The sequence below is a fragment of the Umboniibacter marinipuniceus genome, from assembly GCF_003688415.1.
In the GTDB taxonomy this organism is placed as follows: domain Bacteria; phylum Pseudomonadota; class Gammaproteobacteria; order Pseudomonadales; family DSM-25080; genus Umboniibacter; species Umboniibacter marinipuniceus.
Genome location: NZ_REFJ01000002.1, coordinates 90,315 through 108,741, shown reverse-complemented (window position 1 = coordinate 108,741; position 18,427 = coordinate 90,315). Strand labels below are relative to the sequence as shown.

At 48.4% G+C, this 18,427-nt stretch carries 14 protein-coding genes and 2 tRNA genes; 3 read left to right on the top strand and 13 right to left on the bottom strand.

Features of this window, described 5'->3' with window-relative positions; genetic code table 11:
• Positions 1-1,632 (bottom strand): FimL-related protein, encoded by a 1,632-nt coding sequence (locus DFR27_RS04170; protein WP_147434516.1) that lies wholly within the window; start codon positions 1,630-1,632, stop codon positions 1-3.
• A gap of 244 nt (positions 1,633-1,876) precedes the next feature.
• Here DFR27_RS04170 and nhaB point away from each other — a divergent pair, with 244 nt between their 5' ends.
• Complete coding sequence (gene nhaB, locus DFR27_RS04165; RefSeq protein ID WP_121876592.1) at positions 1,877-3,355, top strand: sodium/proton antiporter NhaB; 1,479 nt, start codon at positions 1,877-1,879, stop codon at positions 3,353-3,355.
• A gap of 130 nt (positions 3,356-3,485) precedes the next feature.
• Here nhaB and dnaQ read toward each other — a convergent pair whose 3' ends face one another.
• Genes dnaQ through DFR27_RS04150 form a run of 3 tightly spaced genes read right to left on the bottom strand, consistent with a single transcriptional unit; the run spans position 3,486 to position 5,375 of the window.
• Positions 3,486-4,208 carry a DNA polymerase III subunit epsilon gene (gene dnaQ, locus DFR27_RS04160; protein ID WP_121876218.1) on the bottom strand — a complete coding sequence of 241 codons (723 nt, stop codon included), beginning with the start codon at positions 4,206-4,208 and terminating at the stop codon, positions 3,486-3,488.
• 4 nt (positions 4,209-4,212) lie between these two features.
• Positions 4,213-4,653 (bottom strand): ribonuclease HI, encoded by a 441-nt coding sequence (gene rnhA, locus DFR27_RS04155; protein ID WP_121876217.1) that lies wholly within the window; start codon positions 4,651-4,653, stop codon positions 4,213-4,215.
• Positions 4,650-5,375: a class I SAM-dependent methyltransferase gene (locus DFR27_RS04150; protein ID WP_121876216.1), complete on the bottom strand. Its 726-nt coding sequence runs from the start codon at positions 5,373-5,375 to the stop codon at positions 4,650-4,652. Before DFR27_RS04150 ends, rnhA begins: the two co-directional genes overlap by 4 nt.
• An 82-nt stretch (positions 5,376-5,457) precedes the next feature.
• Here DFR27_RS04150 and gloB point away from each other — a divergent pair, with 82 nt between their 5' ends.
• A complete protein-coding gene (gloB, locus tag DFR27_RS04145; protein ID WP_121876215.1) occupies positions 5,458-6,231 on the top strand; it encodes a hydroxyacylglutathione hydrolase in 774 nt (257 codons plus the stop codon).
• Positions 6,231-7,829 carry a lytic transglycosylase gene (locus DFR27_RS04140; protein ID WP_121876214.1) on the top strand — a complete coding sequence of 533 codons (1,599 nt, stop codon included), beginning with the start codon at positions 6,231-6,233 and terminating at the stop codon, positions 7,827-7,829. Before gloB ends, DFR27_RS04140 begins: the two co-directional genes overlap by 1 nt.
• A 359-nt stretch (positions 7,830-8,188) precedes the next feature.
• Here DFR27_RS04140 and DFR27_RS04135 read toward each other — a convergent pair whose 3' ends face one another.
• From DFR27_RS04135 to fadA, 9 genes are all read right to left on the bottom strand, one after another.
• Positions 8,189-10,051, bottom strand: a complete 1,863-nt coding sequence (locus DFR27_RS04135; protein WP_121876213.1) for a SurA N-terminal domain-containing protein — start codon at positions 10,049-10,051, stop codon at positions 8,189-8,191.
• Positions 10,052-10,144: 93 nt separating this feature from the next.
• Positions 10,145-10,417: an HU family DNA-binding protein gene (locus DFR27_RS04130; RefSeq protein WP_121876212.1), complete on the bottom strand. Its 273-nt coding sequence runs from the start codon at positions 10,415-10,417 to the stop codon at positions 10,145-10,147.
• A 139-nt stretch (positions 10,418-10,556) separates the two neighbouring features.
• Positions 10,557-12,956, bottom strand: coding sequence for an endopeptidase La (gene lon / locus DFR27_RS04125; RefSeq protein ID WP_211327563.1), 2,400 nt, complete (start codon positions 12,954-12,956; stop codon positions 10,557-10,559).
• Positions 12,957-13,140: 184 nt separating this feature from the next.
• Complete coding sequence (gene clpX / locus DFR27_RS04120; protein WP_121876211.1) at positions 13,141-14,427, bottom strand: ATP-dependent Clp protease ATP-binding subunit ClpX; 1,287 nt, start codon at positions 14,425-14,427, stop codon at positions 13,141-13,143.
• A 64-nt stretch (positions 14,428-14,491) separates the two neighbouring features.
• Positions 14,492-15,124, bottom strand: coding sequence for an ATP-dependent Clp endopeptidase proteolytic subunit ClpP (gene clpP, locus DFR27_RS04115; RefSeq protein ID WP_211327562.1), 633 nt, complete (start codon positions 15,122-15,124; stop codon positions 14,492-14,494).
• 158 nt (positions 15,125-15,282) lie between these two features.
• Positions 15,283-16,599 carry a trigger factor gene (gene tig, locus DFR27_RS04110; RefSeq protein ID WP_121876209.1) on the bottom strand — a complete coding sequence of 439 codons (1,317 nt, stop codon included), beginning with the start codon at positions 16,597-16,599 and terminating at the stop codon, positions 15,283-15,285.
• A gap of 255 nt (positions 16,600-16,854) precedes the next feature.
• Positions 16,855-16,939: transfer RNA gene (locus DFR27_RS04105), tRNA-Leu, on the bottom strand.
• Positions 16,940-16,980: 41 nt separating this feature from the next.
• Positions 16,981-17,065, bottom strand: a tRNA-Leu gene (locus DFR27_RS04100).
• 182 nt (positions 17,066-17,247) lie between these two features.
• The gene (fadA, locus tag DFR27_RS04095) at positions 17,248-18,423 is read right to left on the bottom strand and encodes an acetyl-CoA C-acyltransferase FadA (RefSeq protein WP_121876208.1); all 1,176 of its coding nucleotides are present in this window, start codon (positions 18,421-18,423) and stop codon (positions 17,248-17,250) included.
• Between the last annotated feature and the right edge of the window lie 4 nt (positions 18,424-18,427).

Here is an 18,427-nt window from a genome sequence, read left to right as displayed (position 1 = left end):
TTAATAGCCCACAGCCTTTAGGCTTTCTGACGCCATATCCAAAATGCCTTCGTCCGTATTTTCATCAAATGAAACACGATCCAAATAATACTCCAGACCAATCAGCGCATCAGCAAACGTTTCCAACATGGGCTCAATGGCTCCATCGAGGTGATCACTCAGCACCTTCTCACTGACAAAAGATTGTGCTGATTGAACCACTGAAAGCGGACGAGCTAAGTTAAGCGCGTTCATTATTCCCGCGATACAGTTTAACTGCGACGCGGCTTCATTCACTACACTAACGTCAAAGCCACTTTCTACGAACTCGTTCAGTGAAATTTTTAACGCACCCACCATGACTTTGGCTTCGTTGAGCGCAAGCTCCCGCGCGCTCTGAAACAAATTATCTGCAATAATACTTTTGCGACGTTCGTCATTAAACACATCTAGGGATTCGGCATCAGCACTATTGATTGTCTGCAAACATGACTCCACGTAGAGGAGACAATCAGCAGTATCTTCAAGTAATTTATCAGTTAGCGAAGTATTAGCGCTTGCCTCAACCAAGCTATGCGCCTGATTACGTAGCAATACCGCTAATGAACCAAGCGAGATAACTTCAAGCGTATTAGCAACGCTTTTGAACTGCCCAACTAATTGATCAATACGCGCGTTGTCTCTTGATTGATTATCACTCGACATTAGCTCTAGGAGCTCCCGCGATTGGCGTAGATCTTCTTTGACCAGTTCCGCTACCGAAGAGAGCGTGTCGGCCGCAATACCGTCTAGCTTGCTGCGTGCGGTCGTCAATTCAGCCCAGCTAAATTCGGCCACGGCACTGTAGGGATAGCTTTCCAGGCTAACCCCGGAAGCCCGTTGTACCGACGACGACCAACACACAGCCCCCAGCGCGCGGTTATAAGCATTCAGCTCACCATTCCCTTTGATTCGTGCAGCCAGATAACGATCTAGGTAGCTTAACTGGCGCTTCGCGTCCATCGGAACCGTTGCTGTATCGTAAGTTGAGATAAGCTGTGACGCCAACTGCCAAAGGAGCTCATCGGCATCAATAGCACCCTTGCGCAAGCGTTGGGCCGCTCTGTCCATCAGCAGCACGGCACGACCTGGCTCATCGCTCAGCAGTGCTAGTAACCCCGTCTGAAACATGGTTCGAAAACGCCGAAGCGCAGCGTCGTCATAGCGGTAGTCCTTTAGTTCAACCGCATTAAGCAGGTCATCCCGCCACTGAAAAATGTCGCTCGGTTTTTCTTTAGCAAGACGCTCAAGCTTGACGATATCGGCATGCAGAACCTCAGCTGCCGCAAGCCCACCCTCTTCAAGAAAGTCGAGGTAGCGCTCTGTTTTAAGAATAAGCGTGGCGTAGTCTGCCTTCTTGATTTCCGTTGCTGCCGAAATGGAGCCATTAGCCAAGGCAGTGTGGGCAACGCCGTAAAAAGTAGCTAAACCATCCAGTGACAGAATTTTAGCCGTTCCGGCTAACTGAGACAGGTCATTCATCGCCTGCTCTAGCGATTCGCTCAAACTGTCATCTTCAATCCACTCATCTAAATGGTTCGCTGCTCCATGCAACGTAGCGAGCATTTGTTCCTTGACTAGCACGAGTGAAGCGATTTGGAAATTCTGAGGCACATTGCCCTCCGCAAAGCAGTTCTCTTATTGTTCTATATTTATAACACAAAACTCAGTCGGCGCGAGCACAGCATCGAGGGTATACTTAAAAAATATGATTCTTGTCTGAATATTACGAATAAAGAAATTTCACTTGAAAACAGGACAAAATCAAGCAAAGGTAAGAGGCTTTAGTAGTCCATAATAATTAACTAAGTGGATGTTTGCTCCACTCACCATCGTACTCATCCAAGTAGAGGCCAAAATGGTATCAAATCTAGCAACAGCGCTATCAAAGAATTTTCTCGGTAATTCACCGAGTTGGTACAAGCTGACGATTATCGGTTTCCTGATCATTAACCCCATCATTCTTACTGCTCTCGGCCCTGTCGTCGCTGGCTGGATACTTATTTTGGAGTTTATCTTTACCCTCTCTATGGCATTAAAGTGCTATCCGCTTCAGCCAGGGGGCTTACTGGCTGCTCAAGCAGTCCTTCTAGGTTTGACCACCGCAGATGCGGTGTTCACCGAGACGGTAAACAATATTGAAGTGATCTTGCTGTTGGTCTTCATGGTTGCAGGCATCTACTTCATGCAATCTATGTTGCTGTTTATTTTCACTAAAATTCTGGTGGGGATTCGTAACAAGCTATTACTCTCCTTTCTCTTTTGCTTTAGCGCGGCGGTCCTTTCTGCCTTCCTCGATGCACTAACTGTTACCGCGGTCTTGATTACCGTAGCAATCGGTTTCTACAACGTTTATAACACCGTCTACTCTGGGTTAGTTCAAGAATTCGGCATCACTGAGGATGAGAAACGTTTTCACAAAAAGAGTCTGGCGCAGTTCCGGCGCTTCCTTCGTAGCATCATTATGCACGGGGCGGTTGGTACTGCCCTAGGTGGCGTGAGTACCATTGTTGGTGAACCACAGAATCTCCTAATTGGTGAGCGTCTCGATTGGAACTTCGTCGAGTTCTACCTAAATATGGCACATATCACTATGCCAGTACTCGGTTTAGGGCTGCTAACCTGCTTAGCGCTTGAAAAGCTAAAATGGTTTGGCTACGGTGCCGAGATTCCAGGCGACGTTCTTCAGGTGTTGAAAGCGCATGAAATGGAGCAGACTGCCAACCGTACAACACGAGAAAAGGCCGAAATCTTAGTTCAAGCCATTGTTGCTATTGTCCTAGTGCTGTCACTTGCCTTTCACGTTGCTGAAGTTGGCCTGATTGGCTTGCTCGTAATTATCCTACTTACTGCATTTAACGGCATCACCGAGGAGCATCGTATCGGTCATGCATTCGAAGAAGCGTTACCATTTACCGCGCTGTTAGTCGTATTCTTCGCCATCGTAGCGGTCATTCATCAACAGCATCTTTTTACTCCAGTCATCGACGCCGTATTGGCCTTACCGCAAGAAGACCAAGCACCGATGTTCTTCATTGCTAATGGCGTTTTATCCATGATCTCGGACAACGTCTTTGTGGCCACGGTCTACATTGACGAAGTCGCTTCGGCCTATAACGAAGGTTTAATAAGCCGCGAGCATTTCGAACACCTAGCCATTGCTATTAACACCGGTACCAACTTGCCGAGTGTTGCCACGCCGAATGGCCAGGCTGCGTTCCTATTCCTTCTTACGTCTGCGCTCGCACCGCTAATCCGACTTAGCTACGGCCGCATGGTCTATATGGCATTGCCTTACACCATCGTGCTTGGTGTATCAGGCTTCCTACTCATATAGGTTCAGCTTTCTCACACCAAAAAAAGCGGACCATTTAGTCCGCTTTTTTTATTTTCGAGTATATATTCTGGTGCGATTTAAGCCCGTTGAAAATCTGAATTCACTCGCGTCAACGCAAATATAATGAAGATCAAGCGGTATCCAGATCCTCAAAGATCACCACCCCACCAGAAGACTTTTTAATCGTCTCCAGTCGGTCATAGTGGGATTGACGTTCGCTTGGGCTAAGACGATACACAGGCAGCGCTAACTGCATTTGAGAACGATCAATGGGTGTTACTGGCATCAGTGAGTCGGAGGATGATCCATCACTCGCGGCAAGTTCTAACGACTTTTGTCCGCCGGTCATCGCGAGATAAACGTACGCCAAAATCTCAGAATCTAAAAGGGCTCCGTGGAGATCACGGTTCACCGAATAGGTTGGATACTCTTTAGCCAAGGCATCCAATGTATTTCGCTGGCCTGGCCGCATCTCACGCGCCATCACTAGGGTGTCAATGATTGAGCAGACACTCGCGAGATTCGGGTAACCTCGATTCAGTTCATTGAGCTCAAAATCTAAGAACCCCAAATCGAACGGGGCATTATGAATAATTAGCTCCGCGCCTTTCACAAAATTGAAGAATTCATCCGCAACTTGCGAAAATATTGGTTTATCGTCGAGAAATTCATTGGTAAGACCATGAATCGCAATGGCGTCTTCGGGGACATCTCGCTGTGGGTTGATGTACTGATGATAAGTATTGCCGGTAATCTTTCGATCTATCATCTCCACACAGCCAATCTCTACCAGACGATCACCCTGTTTCGGATCAAAGCCGGTAGTTTCGGTATCGAGTATTATCTGCCGCACGTTATTAACTCCCCATTACTTCATCGGTGCCGAGATTAGCCAGTTCATCGGCTAACTCATTACCTTCGTTACCCGAATGCCCTTTCACCCAGTGCCATTCAATTTGATGGCGCTGAATAGCCTCGTCAAGTTGCTGCCAGAGGTCTTTATTTTTTACCGGCTGTTTTGAAGCTGTCTTCCAGCCGCGCTTTTTCCAGCCTTCAAGCCACTCTAAAACGCCCTTTCGAACATATTGAGAATCCGTATAAAGCTGAACATCGCACGCCTCACTTAGCGCGTTTAAACCCTCAATGGCTGCGGTAAGTTCCATGCGGTTATTCGTTGTCTCCCGCTCACCCCCGTGCAACTTCTTTTCATGTTTACCAAAACGTAACACAGCGCCCCACCCACCAGGGCCGGGATTTCCTCGGCAAGCGCCGTCACTAAACATTATTATCTTCTTCACGAACTAACTTCCTTCGACGCGGCGGGATTTACTACCCCACCGGAAAACTGTTTCATTAATTTTTCCGCTCTTGAACGTCGCATCAAACCACTGTATTTCTGTTTTTTCGCTAACATCACATAGCTGGAGCCCATCCGCCAAGTCAATGGCGTCAGCAGCTCGTTAATACGCTTAAACGCGCTTCCCGCCGGCGTAGGTATAACCTGCGTATACTGACAAGCGATGACACTAAAACCGAACAATTTCAGCCAATCTCTCAGCCGATATTCTGCCAGCGATGAATAATGCCAGGCAGGATTATTCCAGCGCTTCACAGCTTGTTTTAACGACAGCAAGCTGTAGGGGTTAAAGCCAACAATCAACATATATCCGCCGGCTTTAACAATTCGAGCTGTGTCACTAAACACCTCATGAGGCTCACGTGAAAAGTCCAGCAAGTGATGTAGAATTGCCAGATCGACATCTTCATTCATGAACGGCCAGGCAGCCGGCGAGCAATAAAGACTACTGGCGTCAACCTCTACCGAATTTGATGCCCACCAATAATTACCGGTACTTGCACTCAGCTGTAAACCGCCATCCACAACACTCGACTCTACCGCACAGTAGCCAAACACTGGGTCAATAAGTTTTTGGCAAACCGCGCGTTCATGAGCCAAAAGTGCTGGTCCGCCTACCTCGGTAAAATAGCTGTCTAATGTTGCCTGAAATTTAGGGGGCATTTCTCGAATCTCAACGGCGCTATGCCATTCAACAAAGTTAACTGTTAATATAACGATTTAGCGTAGCAGTTGCGAGGGAATCATGGCTTTACATCCAGTGCCCGCCTTTACCGATAACTATATTTGGTGCTGGCAGGATCAAGACGATCGATGGTGGATTGTAGATCCGGGTGAGGCGAAGCCAGTCATCGATTTTTTCACTGCGCGCCAATGCACTCCATTCGGTGTCCTGGTGACTCATCATCACCCGGACCATATTGGTGGCATTAAGGATCTCCAGGCCGTGTACTCGGATATTCGCGTTATTGCCCAACCTCAGACCTTTGAAGACGCAACGGACCACCCCAAAAGCCAGCTTTTTTCGCAACAGTTCCCTGATATTCGAGTATTAGATGTCCCTGCACATACGCTTGATCATATCGCTTATGTCGCCACATTAGCGGATGGCTCAGAGGCGCTCTTCTGTGGTGATAGTTTATTTAGTGGTGGTTGCGGTCGCCTTTTTGAAGGAACACCTGAGCAATTACTCCAAGTGATGAGCACTTACAAAGATGAACTAAGTCTCGATTCCCTTATTTGTTGTGCCCATGAATACACAATTTCGAACCTTTTGTTTGCGCTTGCTGTCGAACCTAACAATGATGCCATTCGTCAACATCTCGAATGGTGCTACCAGCAGCGTGAAAACAATCAACCTACGCTGCCAAGCTCCATGAGTATGGAGCTAAAGATTAATCCATTCCTGCGCACCTCAGTGGAAGCCGTAAAAGCGGCAACCCTCGCAAAGGATCCCGTTAAAAATAATAATGAAGTAGCTGTAATCGCGTGTTTGCGCGCGTGGAAGGACACCTTTTAATGACTAATAAATTACCACTAAAGCCGCTCGCACTGATCGTCATGGGAACACTCGGTGGCTGCTCCCAGTTCACGCAACTTAGCCATTCGCCATCGCCATCACCCGTTGAGACCGCTGACTCCGCACTTGGCGCCGATGCACCCGAGCGGGAATCAGCCGCGCAGGAAGATGACATAGTTATCGCTGAGGCGGAGCTTGACCTTCCGCCCGAAGATGTCTGGGAAGTAATTCGCGCCGGCTTAACGCTTGATACGCACGTTGATAGACGCGCCGTAGAGCAGCAAATCGCCTTTTATTCGCAACATCAGTCCTACCTCAATCGCGTCGCAACTAGGGCTACGCCCTTTATGTACCACATTGTGCGCGAACTTGAAGAGCGAGACTTACCCACTGAATTAGCACTACTGCCTATTGTAGAGAGTGCGTTCGACCCGTTTGCCTATTCACATGGGCGTGCCAGTGGGCTTTGGCAGTTCATCCCCAGCACCGGCACATACTTTGGCCTTGCGCAGAACTGGTGGTATGACGGCAGAAGAGATCCTATTGCAGCTACCGACGCGGCACTGACCTATCTTGCGCAGCTAAATCGTCGTTTCGACGGTGATTGGGAGCTTGCAGTGGCCTCATACAACGGCGGCGGTGGCCGAGTTAATAGCGCGGTAAGGCGTAACCGGCAGGCAGGCAAAGCAACGGATTTCTGGTCCCTTGATTTACCTCGAGAAACCGAGGGCTACGTGCCTAAACTGCTGGCTCTCGCAGAGATTGTCTCCAATCCAGAAAAGTACGGCGTTAGCCTGCAGTCCATTCCGAACGAACCTTACTTCGTATCGGTTGATCCAGGCTATCAACTTGATATCAGTAAAGCCGCAGAACTAGCCGGATTAGAAGAAAGCGAGTTTAGGGCTATGAATGCGGGTTACACCAAATGGGCAACTTCACCGCGCGCTCACCAAAGAGTGAATGTGCCGGTAGCAGTAGCCGAGCAGTTTATTCAATCCGTTAGTTCGCTACCCGAGAACGAGCGCATTAAATTCGAACGCTATCAGATTCGCGAAGGAGACGCGCTCAGCTTAATCGCATCTCGCTTTAATACTCAAGTTGATGCAATTAGGGCCTATAACGACTTACGCGGTTCGTCCATTCGCGCAGGTGATTACCTCCTGATTCCCATCCCTGCCGCTCCGTTAGACTACTATCGTAGCTCCGACTGGCAGCGACTCGCTCGAGCTCAGCAGCGAGGCGGTCAGGGAGGCGCTTATCGAATTGACTATCGGGTAGAGAGCGGAGATAGTCTCTGGGAGCTCGCGCGAGAGCACGGCGTTAATGTGAGTGATATCGCCCGATGGAACAATATGGCGCCCAATGATCCAATCCGACTGGGGCAAGAATTGGTAATATGGCAACGAACCCCCGTTCAAGCCAACACCCGACGTGTAAGCTATGCGGTACGTCAAGGTGACTCACTCGCGCGAATCGCCCAGAAGTTCAAAGTAAGCGTCTCCGACTTACGTCGCTGGAATTCCACGATCAACGGGCAAAAGTACATCCAACCCGGCCAAAGCTTAGTGATCTTCGTAGACACGAATAATCAAAGCTAACGGATTATTCATTACCTCACCGTAAACACCTAAAACGGGGCTTTTAAGCCCCGTTGTTCATTTTCCTCACCCAAGCATGCCTAGCGTATGAAAACGCTTAGAGCGAGCATTTACGCCTGTCTAGCTATGTTCGAAATCGAAGACTAAGCTGCCACTCGCAAACTTCACCGACATACGCCCCTAAACAACGCCCCTAAACAACGCCCCTAAACAACGCCTCTAAACAACGCCTCTAAACAACGCCTCTAAACAACGCCTCTGTATTTACTGAAACAAAAAGGCCCGAGCTAGCTGAACTAACTCGGGCCTTGATGTAGTTGATGTGGAACGTTTACCGCCCAACATCCTTAACAAATAGACTAGCGACGCTCGATGGCTGCGCCTTCATACAATGCCTGCTGCAGTGCTTCCGCTTCCGCTGCCGCATACATGTTGTCGAAGAATTGCATCATCATATCGAGTTGAGCGGCGTCGTCAGCATTGAACGAACCGTCGGCAACACCAATTAAACCAAACACAACTACTCTTCCAGACGCTAAGGTTACCGCGCTGTATTCACGCTCACCTGAGACGTTTAAAGGTAACTTAAACGCTGCCTGATTAATCTCTGGCTCTACAGTTACCATGCTTCGCGTGAGATCGCGCGCAACCAGCCACTCGATCTCTTGTTCAGCAAACAAGGTTTCTAATGATGTGCCAGATTTAGCACGCTCCACTAAACCGTCTGCTAATTCCTTCGCACGTAATGAAGCAGCTTCGGCCGTGAGCTCTGCTACCAGCTCTTCACGAACCTCGTCCAAGCCCATAACACGAGCAGGATCGAACTGCTGCATCGCAACCACTACTGCAACGCCCTCTTCTGCCTCAACTACCTCTGAAATGAGACCCTCTTCTCGGACATCACTTGCAAAAGCGGTAGCGCGAAGCTCAGCATTAGCCATCATTCCCTCACCGGCATCCAAGGTGAATGTCGATGTTTCGTAGACGGTTAGTCCAAGCGCCTCAGCTAGCGACTCCAAATCACCATACTGGTACGCAGCATCGCGAAGAGCCTCTAATTCAACGGCATAGATCCGGTCGACTTCCATGTTACGAATGCGCGTTTCAAGCTCATCCTTCACATCTTCGAAGGCAACTTGCTCTGCTGAATCAATTTCCAGTAGTTTGATAAAGTGGGTACCAAAATCCGTCTCGACCGGTCCTGACACTTCACCAACAGCCAATTCGTCCAAAGCGTCTTCAAAGGCCGGGTCAAAGGCAGTGCCATCCGTTTGGCCAATTTCGCCACCAATCTCAGCACTAGCGAAGTCATCGGAATAGTTCAGCGCTAACTCGGAGAAGTCGTCGCCGCGCGCTAGCGCTGCCTCAATGTCCGCAATAGTCGCTGCTTCAGACCCATCATCCTTCGGAGTCACCAAAATGTGTGCAACCAGCTTAAGCGTTTGTGCTGACACGTTTGCCTGCGTTACTTCGTATTCGCGCTGAAGATCTTCCTCAGTCACCTCAACGGAAGCTGCTAGCGTACTTCGCTCAAGCTTTACATATTGGGCCGTCATTTGCGCTTCAGTCAAAAAGCGCTCTAAATTTTCGTTATAGCGAGCTTCAAGGGATGCTTCGTCAATAGTAATACCCGCGGTATCACTAGCATCAATGACACCGTATTCGAAGCTGCGGCGCTGTTCGATAATTGCTACCAACGCAGCAATTTGCTCATTTCCCAAGAACGCCGTGTTGGTCAAACCTGAAAAGTACTGTTGGACCTTATAATCACGACTTAATGCGTCAACAAATTCCTGCGGCGTGTAGCCGAGCTGGGCGATACGCATGCTAAATGTGTTGGGATCGTAACCATCTATACCCGCAAATGCTGGGTTGGTAACGATTTGCTGATCGATAACGGCTTTCGACACCGCTAGATTCAATTCTTCTGCTGCCTGAGTAAGGAGCTCTGCACCGATGAGTCGATCCAGTACCTGTTCGCGAAGCACATCATCGCTGATATCCGACACGCCACTTTGGTAAAGCTGCTGCTTCTGACGTTGAACTTCTACCGCTACGGTAGGCTCTGCAATTTCAGTCCCATTGACCTCAGCTGCATTTGGAGGTCCGCCAATTGAGTCAATCAAAGGGCCTACACCGAATGCTGCCATTGCGATTACTAGAATACCGGCAACGAAATACGCTGCGATACCTTGGGTGTTGTTTCGAATTTTCTGAAGCATTTGTTACTCACACATAAATAAAAAAAAGCGCAGTCTCTAACGGCTGCGCCTTTTCTATGACTGCCTGAAAAAAAACCGTAAAGGTTATTTCAATCAGTTAACCGCGTCTTTCAGTGCCTTACCAGCTTTGAAAGAAGGTACCTTCGCTGCAGCGATTTGAATCTCTGCACCTGTTTGTGGATTGCGGCCAGTACGTGCAGCGCGATCTTTAACAGTAAATGTACCAAAACCTACAAGAACAACAGAATCGCCGCCCTTCAAAGTACCCGTAATAGCTTCAAGAGTAGCATCCAACGCGCGACCAGCAGCCGCTTTTGGAAGATCCGCTGATTCAGCAATAGCATCGATTAGCTCAGATTTATTCACTCTACACCCCTCTTAGATTCGTGTGGTTTGTAGTTAATTTTAAGTTAGTTTTTGTTTTCGTAACTACAGCCACAACCGTTGTTGTAACTAGTCACTGTGAGAATTTATAACAAGTGTAATCCCACGGGTCAAGCATGTTTCAATGCCTATTCACATTGCTCTCACCTTTATTTTCGGATTCGCTCGTTTTTTGTACGCGATTAAACTCCTCATCGCTCAACGCGACAGGCTTCGATTCCAGCGCAATTGAAAGAACCTCATCAATATTCTTAACCGGCCTAATGTCGAGATTTTCCTTAATATTGTCGGGAACTTCCTTTAAATCACGCGTATTTTCATGAGGAATAAGTACAACCTTAATGCCACCTCGACGTGCTGCAAGTAGTTTTTCCTTCAATCCACCAATAGGCAGGACCTCACCGCGAAGCGTAATTTCGCCAGTCATCGCAACATCCGCCCGTACAGGAATATTTGTCAAAACTGACGTCATTGCGGTCACCATGGCGATACCAGCACTTGGCCCGTCTTTCGGTGTAGCGCCTTCTGGGACGTGAATATGAAGGTCAACTGACTGATTAAAGTCACCGAGCAACCCTAAACTTTGCGCGCGAGTACGAACAACAGTGGTAGCGGCTGCGATAGATTCCTGCATGACATCTCCGAGAGAACCGGTTTTAACAATCTGGCCCTTACCACGCATAACCGCTGACTCGATTGTCAATAATTCGCCACCCACGGAGGTCCACGCCAAGCCCGTCACCATACCGATGCGATTCTCTGCCTCAGCAATACCATACGAGTGCTTGCGAACACCCACAAACTCTTCAAGGTTATCGCCATTGATGGTCAGCAGCGACTTCTCTCCGCCACGTACTTTAGCCGTTACCACCTTTCGGCATAGCTTCGCGATAGAACGTTCCAGAGCACGAACACCCGCCTCTCGGGTGTAATAGCGAATCAACCCTAGGATAGCGCTTGAATCCACCTCAATTTCACCATCCTTCAGCCCGTTAGCCTTGATTTGCTTCGGCAGCAAATAGCGTTCTGCAATCGCTAGCTTCTCATCTTCCGTATAGCCAGGAATTCGAATAATCTCCATGCGATCCAAAAGCGGACCCGGAATATTCATACTATTTGAGGTACAGATGAACATGACATCCGAAAGATCGTAATCCACCTCAAGATAATGATCATTGAAGGTGCTGTTTTGCTCAGGATCTAGTACTTCGAGCAGTGCCGATGCAGGGTCCCCGCGATTATCCATACCCATCTTGTCAATTTCGTCGAGCAGGAATAGCGGGTTTTTGACCGCCACCTTAGATAGCTTCTGAATGAGCTTACCTGGCATTGAACCAATATAAGTCCGGCGATGACCTCGAATTTCAGCTTCGTCTCTGACTCCGCCAAGCGCCATACGGACAAACTTACGATTTGTCGCCCGCGCAATGGACTCACCGAGTGATGTCTTCCCCACTCCTGGCGGCCCAACCAAGCACAACACCGGTCCCTTTAACTTGCGAACACGTGATTGCACTGCCAAGTACTCAAGAATACGATCTTTAACTTCCTCAAGACCATAATGATCAGCTTCCAGTGTCTTTTGTGCCTTCTCCAGATCATGACGGACCTTGGAGCGCTTCTTCCACGGCACGCCGACCATCCAATCAATATATCCACGCACCACAGAGGCCTCAGCCGACATTGGCGACATCATCTTAAGCTTAGATAGCTCTGCATTGGTCTTATCAAAGGCTTCAGTCGTCATTCCTGCTTCCTGAATACGCTCTTCAAGCTGCTCAAATTCATTAGGGACATCATCCATGCCGCCCAATTCCTTTTGAATCGCCTTCATCTGCTCATTGAGATAGTATTCGCGCTGGCTGCGTTCCATTTGCTTTTTTACACGCCCGCGAACGCGCTTTTCCACTTGAAAAAGATCAACCTCGGTATCAATAACACCCATGAGAAAGGCTGCGCGCTCAGGCACACTGATAACCTCAAGCATCTCTTGCTTCTGCGCAAGATCTAATGACATATGGGCAGCCATGGTATCTACCAAGCGTGAATGATCCTCTATTCCGCTTAGCGACGTTAGCACTTCAGCAGGCACCTTCTTAGAAAGACCTACATATTGCTCGAACTGCTCTTTCAACGCGCTAATAATCCGTGCATTGTGGCTGACATCTTCCTCAGGCAGCTCAACTGCTCGGCCCACCGCATAAAAGCTACGCCCGTCTTCTTCAATATCTTTCAGCTCGGCACGTGATACGCCTTCGACTAACACCTTTACGGTTCCGTCTGGTAAGCGAAGCATTTGCAAGATCTGCGCAATCGTTCCGGTGGTGTAGATAGTCTCTACACTTGGCTCATCATCGGCCGCGTTCTTCTGGGCTGACAGGAGTAAACGCTTGTCATTCTCATTAGCCTCTTCAAGCGCGGCTATGGATTTCTCGCGACCAACAAATAAGGTAGTAACCATGTGGGGATACACCACTACATCGCGCAGTGGTAGTAAGCTGTACTTAATAAACTCTGACATCTCTTCTCCTGACCGCGACACCAACTCATCGGGCATCCACGTATTATGATAGCTTCTATATACTTATTTGAGGGCGACTCGTAAAAAAACAAGCCTAGCCGCCCAATCTTTTTGACTTAGCAAAAACCACAGACAAAAAAGGCGAGCTATTAAGCTCGCCTTCTCATATCGCCTTTTCGAGGCATTAAGCACTTGGAGCAGACTTTTGCTCGTCTTGCTTGTATACCATCAATGGCTTGCTATCGCCTCGAATGCTCGATTCATCAACAACCACTTTGATGACATCGTTAAGTGAAGGTAGTTCGTACATTGTCTCCAACAACGCACCTTCGAGGATAGAGCGTAAGCCACGCGCACCGGTGTGACGCTCAAGCGCCTTCTCCGCTACGGCTTGGAGTGCCTCACTGCGGAACTCCAACTGACAGTCTTCCATCTCGAAAAGATGTTGATACTGCTTGGTCAGTGCGTTCTTTGGTTCACTCAAAATCTGTACCAAGGCATCAACGTCAAGCTCTTCGAGTGTAGCAATAACTGGTAGACGCCCAACAAACTCTGGAATCAGGCCAAACTTCACTAAATCTTCCGGTTCCAAACCTTTAATGGCATCACCGAATAACTGACCTTCACTCTTAGAGCTCACCTCGGCTCCGAAGCCGATACCGCCTTTCTCAGTACGGTCTCTAATCACGCCGTCTAGGCCCGCAAACGCGCCGCCACAGATAAACAAGATATTACGAGTATCAACCTGCAAGAACTCTTGCTGTGGGTGCTTACGTCCGCCCTGAGGCGGCACCGAGGCAACGGTCCCTTCGATTAACTTAAGCAGTGCTTGCTGAACGCCTTCACCTGATACATCTCGGGTGATGGATGGGTTTTCAGCTTTGCGAGTGATTTTATCGATCTCATCGATATAAACGATCCCGCGCTCCGCCTTTTCAACATCATAGTCACAGCTCTGTAAAAGCTTCTGAATGATGTTTTCGACATCCTCACCAACATAACCCGCTTCCGTTAGCGTTGTGGCATCAGCCATGGTGAAGGGTACATCAAGCGTACGAGCTAGTGTTTGTGCTAATAGCGTCTTACCACAACCCGTTGGACCCACGAGCAGAATATTAGACTTTCCTAGCTCTACGCCCTCTTGACTGGTTTTAACATCCTTCCGAAGACGTTTGTAATGATTATAAACTGCTACCGCTAGCACTCGCTTAGCAAAGTCTTGACCGATAACATAATCATCAAGCGCCTTCTTCAACTCATGAGGGACCGGCAGGCTGCTCTCGGTAGTTTCGGCTGGGGCGCCCTTTATTTCTTCATCGATAATGTCGATACAGAGGTCGACGCACTCGTCACAAATAAATACGGAAGGCCCTGCGATAAGCTTCTTAACTTCATGCTGGCTTTTACCACAAAAGCTACAGTACAGAAGTTTGCCGCTCTCGCCGCCGTTTCCAGTGTTTGTATCAGACATTTAACTACTCCGATTATTACCTCATCTATCTCTAAGATGAGGCTTCATGCTGTAAATTTCAACCCTAAACAGGACGCTTAAGTAGAACCTCGTCCACCAAGCCGTAGGCCTTTGCCTCATCAGCACTCATAAAATTATCACGCTCCGTATCCAACTCAATACGCTCCAGTGACTGGCCGCTGTGCTCTGCCATGAGCTGATTCAAGCGTTCACGAATCTTGAGGATCTCTTGCGCTTGAATATGAATATCCGAAGCCTGACCCTGTGCACCACCCGATGGCTGGTGAATCATCACACGAGAATTCGGCAGACAAAAGCGCTTACCAGGGGTACCGGCATTCAGCAGGAAAGCACCCATACTACAGGCTTGCCCCAAACAAATGGTGCTCACATCAGGCTTGATAAACTGCATCGTGTCGTAGATTGACATACCCGCAGTAACGGAACCACCCGGTGAGTTGATATAAAGGTGAATGTCCTTATCAGGATTTTCCGACTCGAGGAACAAAAGCTGAGCAACAATAAGATTAGCCATGTGATCTTCCACAGGGCCTACCACAAAAATGACGCGCTCTTTGAGTAATCGCGAGTAGATATCATAGGAGCGCTCTCCACGTGAAGACTGCTCTACCACCATTGGAATAAGGCCTAGCGCTTGCGGGTCGATACTTGTTTTGTTGTGGTCAAAATTCTGCATATGTAAGGGAACCCTTATCGACATTAATTAATTTGGATATGTACAGTAGAGCTTAGACGGAAGCACCACTGCTTGTACAGTGCCAATTACTGCGGAAAATGCATAAAAAAACCGCGACACTGTTAAGCTGCCGCGGTTTTCTTGAAGACTACGAGATCTTAAGCGTTTGCAGCTTGATCAGCAGGCTTGATTGCCTCGTCGTAGCTTACTTCAGTTTCAACAACTTTAACGTCGGCAATGATCGCTTCAACCGCTTGATCTTCTAGCACAACGTTCTGGATACCAGACAACAACTCTTGGTTACCCTTGTAGTAGTCAATCACTTCCTGTGGATCTTGGTAAGTTGAGGCAACTTCAGCAAGCTTTGCATCCACTAGGTCTTGAGCAACCGTTAATTTCTTCGCAGAAATCACTTCACCCATAACGAGACCTAACTTAACACGGCGCTCAGCTTGATCCTTGAAGAGATCATCAGGAAGGATTGACGGGTCGATATTCTGACCGCCACCAAACTGCTGCATCATTTGCTGACGAAGCTGTGCGATTTCGTTAGTAAGTAGCGCGGCCGGTACGTCAAACTCGTGCTTTTCAACTAGCGCATCCATAACCTGTGTCTTAACTTTGTTGGTTACAGCGTTCTTTAGTTCACGAGCCATATTCGCGGCAACTTCTTCACGGAACTTCTCTTCGCCACCTTCGCTCACGCCGTACTTCTCAAAGAATGCGTCGTCTAGCTCTGGTAGTTGCTGTGCTTCAACCTTGTTAACGGTGATAGCAAACTGAACCGCTGCACCTTTAAGCTCTTCCGAGTGATATTCTTCTGGGAAGGTTACGTCAATAGTACGCTCTTCACCGGCTTTCATGCCTGCGATGCCGTCTTCGAAACCAGGAATCATTTGCTTAGAGCCTAGTGTCAAGTCAGAACCTTCAGCTTTACCGCCTTCAAATTCTTCACCGTCTTTGGTGCCAACGTAGTTAATGTTAACTTTGTCGCCTTCCGCCGCAGCGCGATCAACTTCAACGAATTCACCTTGCTGCTTGCGAAGAATCTCGATCATGTTATTGATGTCGTCTTCGTTAACTTCTGCAACGGGCTTAGTCACTTCAACAGCCGACATGTCAGCAAGCTCAATCTCAGGGTAAACCTCGAAAGTCGCAACAAACTCAATGTCTGAACCTTCTTCTAAGTTCTTAGGCTCGATATTTGGCGCACCAGCTGGGCGAACTTTTTCAGCCTGAACCGCTTCGTAGAAAGCGCGGTTGATTGCATCACCTAAAACTTCTTGACGGATACCGCCACCGAAACGCTGCTTAACAACTTTCAGAGGAACTTTACCGTTACGGAAACCGTTGATTTTGACAGTTTTTGAAGCCTGTTTAATACGCTCTTCCACCTGAGCATCAACGCTCGCTGATGGAACTGTGACAGTCATACGACGCTCAAGGCCGTTAGTCGTTTCAAGAGATACCTGCATGGATCGCTTTTCCTCAAAAATAATACGTTTGCGATGATTAAAATAGACATCGCTGGTTATAAGTAGGCGTAGTAAACAATATTACACACACCTACGACTGCTAAATCGAATCGACGCATTATATGGAATTGCCTGTTAAGGTCAAGAAAACGAGTGCCCAGCGGTGAAAATAATCGGTGAATGGCGACAGCAGAAAACTGATTATTCACTCAATCAACACAACAATAAAAACAAGTAAGGAATTTGGAAAGTAGATGGTGGGGATGGAGAGACTCGAACTCTCACGCCTCGCGGCACCAGAACCTAAATCTGGCGTGTATACCAATTTCACCACATCCCCATCTAAAGGGCCGAGCGACTGCTCTAATTAACATCGAAATATGGTGGGGATGGAGAGACTCGAACTCTCACGCCTCGCGGCACCAGAACCTAAATCTGGCGTGTATACCAATTTCACCACATCCCCAGCGCAAAGTGTTTCGTAACGCTTTCGATGTTAACGAGGCGGAATTATAAGGATTAATTTGCTTTTGCCAAGCAATTTTTTCATTATTTTCAAAGACTTGTCCAATTGGCGTCTTTTCAACCAGTTAATAAAAAAAAACCGGGACAAAGTCCCGGTAAAGCAGCATAAAAACTAGTTTGGTATTAAACGCGCTCAATCACCGTTGCAATACCTTGACCAAGACCAATACACATGGTCGAAACACCAATGGTCGCATCCTTTTGCTCCATCACGTTTAGCAGCGTGCCAGTGATACGAGCACCAGAACAACCAAACGGATGACCAAGAGCGATAGCGCCACCATTCAGGTTGACCTTGTCGTCCATCTTATCGAGTAAGTTTAAGTCCTTCAGGACCGGCAGCGCCTGTGCCGCGAAAGCTTCGTTAAGCTCAACCACATCAACGTCGTCAATGGTTAAACCGGCGCGCTTGAGCGCCTTTTGAGTTGCGGGTACTGGGCCGTAACCCATGATAGAAGGATCTACCCCTGCAAGCCCTAGCTGACGAACCTTAGCTCTGATTGGCAAACCAAGCTCTTTCGCCTTCGCCGCTGACATCACCAACATCGCTGACGCGCCATCGGTAATTTGCGATGAAGTGCCCGCAGTCACTGTCCCGCCGCGCGGATTAAACGCAGGCTTAAGGCCCGCTAGCGACTCAGCAGTGGTATCAGGGCGAATGGTTTCGTCATGCTTCATCATGTACAAACCGCCCTTCGCATCGTGCGCTTCCATCGCAAGAATTTCATTATCGAAACGCCCGGCAAGTGTAGCTTCGTGAGCCAAACGATGTGAGCGCGCTCCGAATTCATCTTGCTGCTCGCGACCGATGCCGTGCATCAGAGCTAGGTACTCTGCCGTCATGCCCATCATACCGGCGGCCTTAGCTGCCTTAATGGATACCGATGGATTTGGATCAACACCGTGATCCATTGGCAGGTGTCCCATGTGCTCCACCCCACCAATGAGGTAAACATCACCTACATCAGCTTGAATATTAGCGACCGCTGTGTGTAGCGCTGACATAGACGAACCGCATAGGCGACTGACCGTTTGCGCGGGCACAGTGAATGGAATTGAGCTCAATAGCTGAGCGAAACGTGCAACGTTCCAACCCTGCTCTTTGGTTTGGTTAACACAACCCCAAATAATGTCGTCGATAAGCGCAGGATCCATTGCGGCGTTACGCGCCACAATACCGTCCATTAGCCGGGCCGATAGCGTATCCGCTCGAAGGTTCCGAAAGGATCCGTTCTTTGAACGCCCCATTGGGGTACGGATAAAATCAACAATTACTGCATCTCTTGCATTTAAACTCATTTTT

Coding starts and splice junctions, on each gene's coding strand:
- clpX (WP_121876211.1), bottom strand. CDS start 14,427: ATGTCTGATACAAACACTGGAAACGGCGGCGAGAGCGGCAAACTTCTG.
- tig (WP_121876209.1), bottom strand. CDS start 16,599: ATGCAGGTATCTCTTGAAACGACTAACGGCCTTGAGCGTCGTATGACT.
- nhaB (WP_121876592.1), top strand. CDS start 1,877: ATGGTATCAAATCTAGCAACAGCGCTATCAAAGAATTTTCTCGGTAAT.
- fadA (WP_121876208.1), bottom strand. CDS start 18,423: ATGAGTTTAAATGCAAGAGATGCAGTAATTGTTGATTTTATCCGTACC.
- DFR27_RS04150 (WP_121876216.1), bottom strand. CDS start 5,375: ATGCCCCCTAAATTTCAGGCAACATTAGACAGCTATTTTACCGAGGTA.
- lon (WP_211327563.1), bottom strand. CDS start 12,956: ATGTCAGAGTTTATTAAGTACAGCTTACTACCACTGCGCGATGTAGTG.
- DFR27_RS04140 (WP_121876214.1), top strand. CDS start 6,231: ATGACTAATAAATTACCACTAAAGCCGCTCGCACTGATCGTCATGGGA.
- gloB (WP_121876215.1), top strand. CDS start 5,458: ATGGCTTTACATCCAGTGCCCGCCTTTACCGATAACTATATTTGGTGC.
- DFR27_RS04135 (WP_121876213.1), bottom strand. CDS start 10,051: ATGCTTCAGAAAATTCGAAACAACACCCAAGGTATCGCAGCGTATTTC.
- clpP (WP_211327562.1), bottom strand. CDS start 15,124: ATGCAGAATTTTGACCACAACAAAACAAGTATCGACCCGCAAGCGCTA.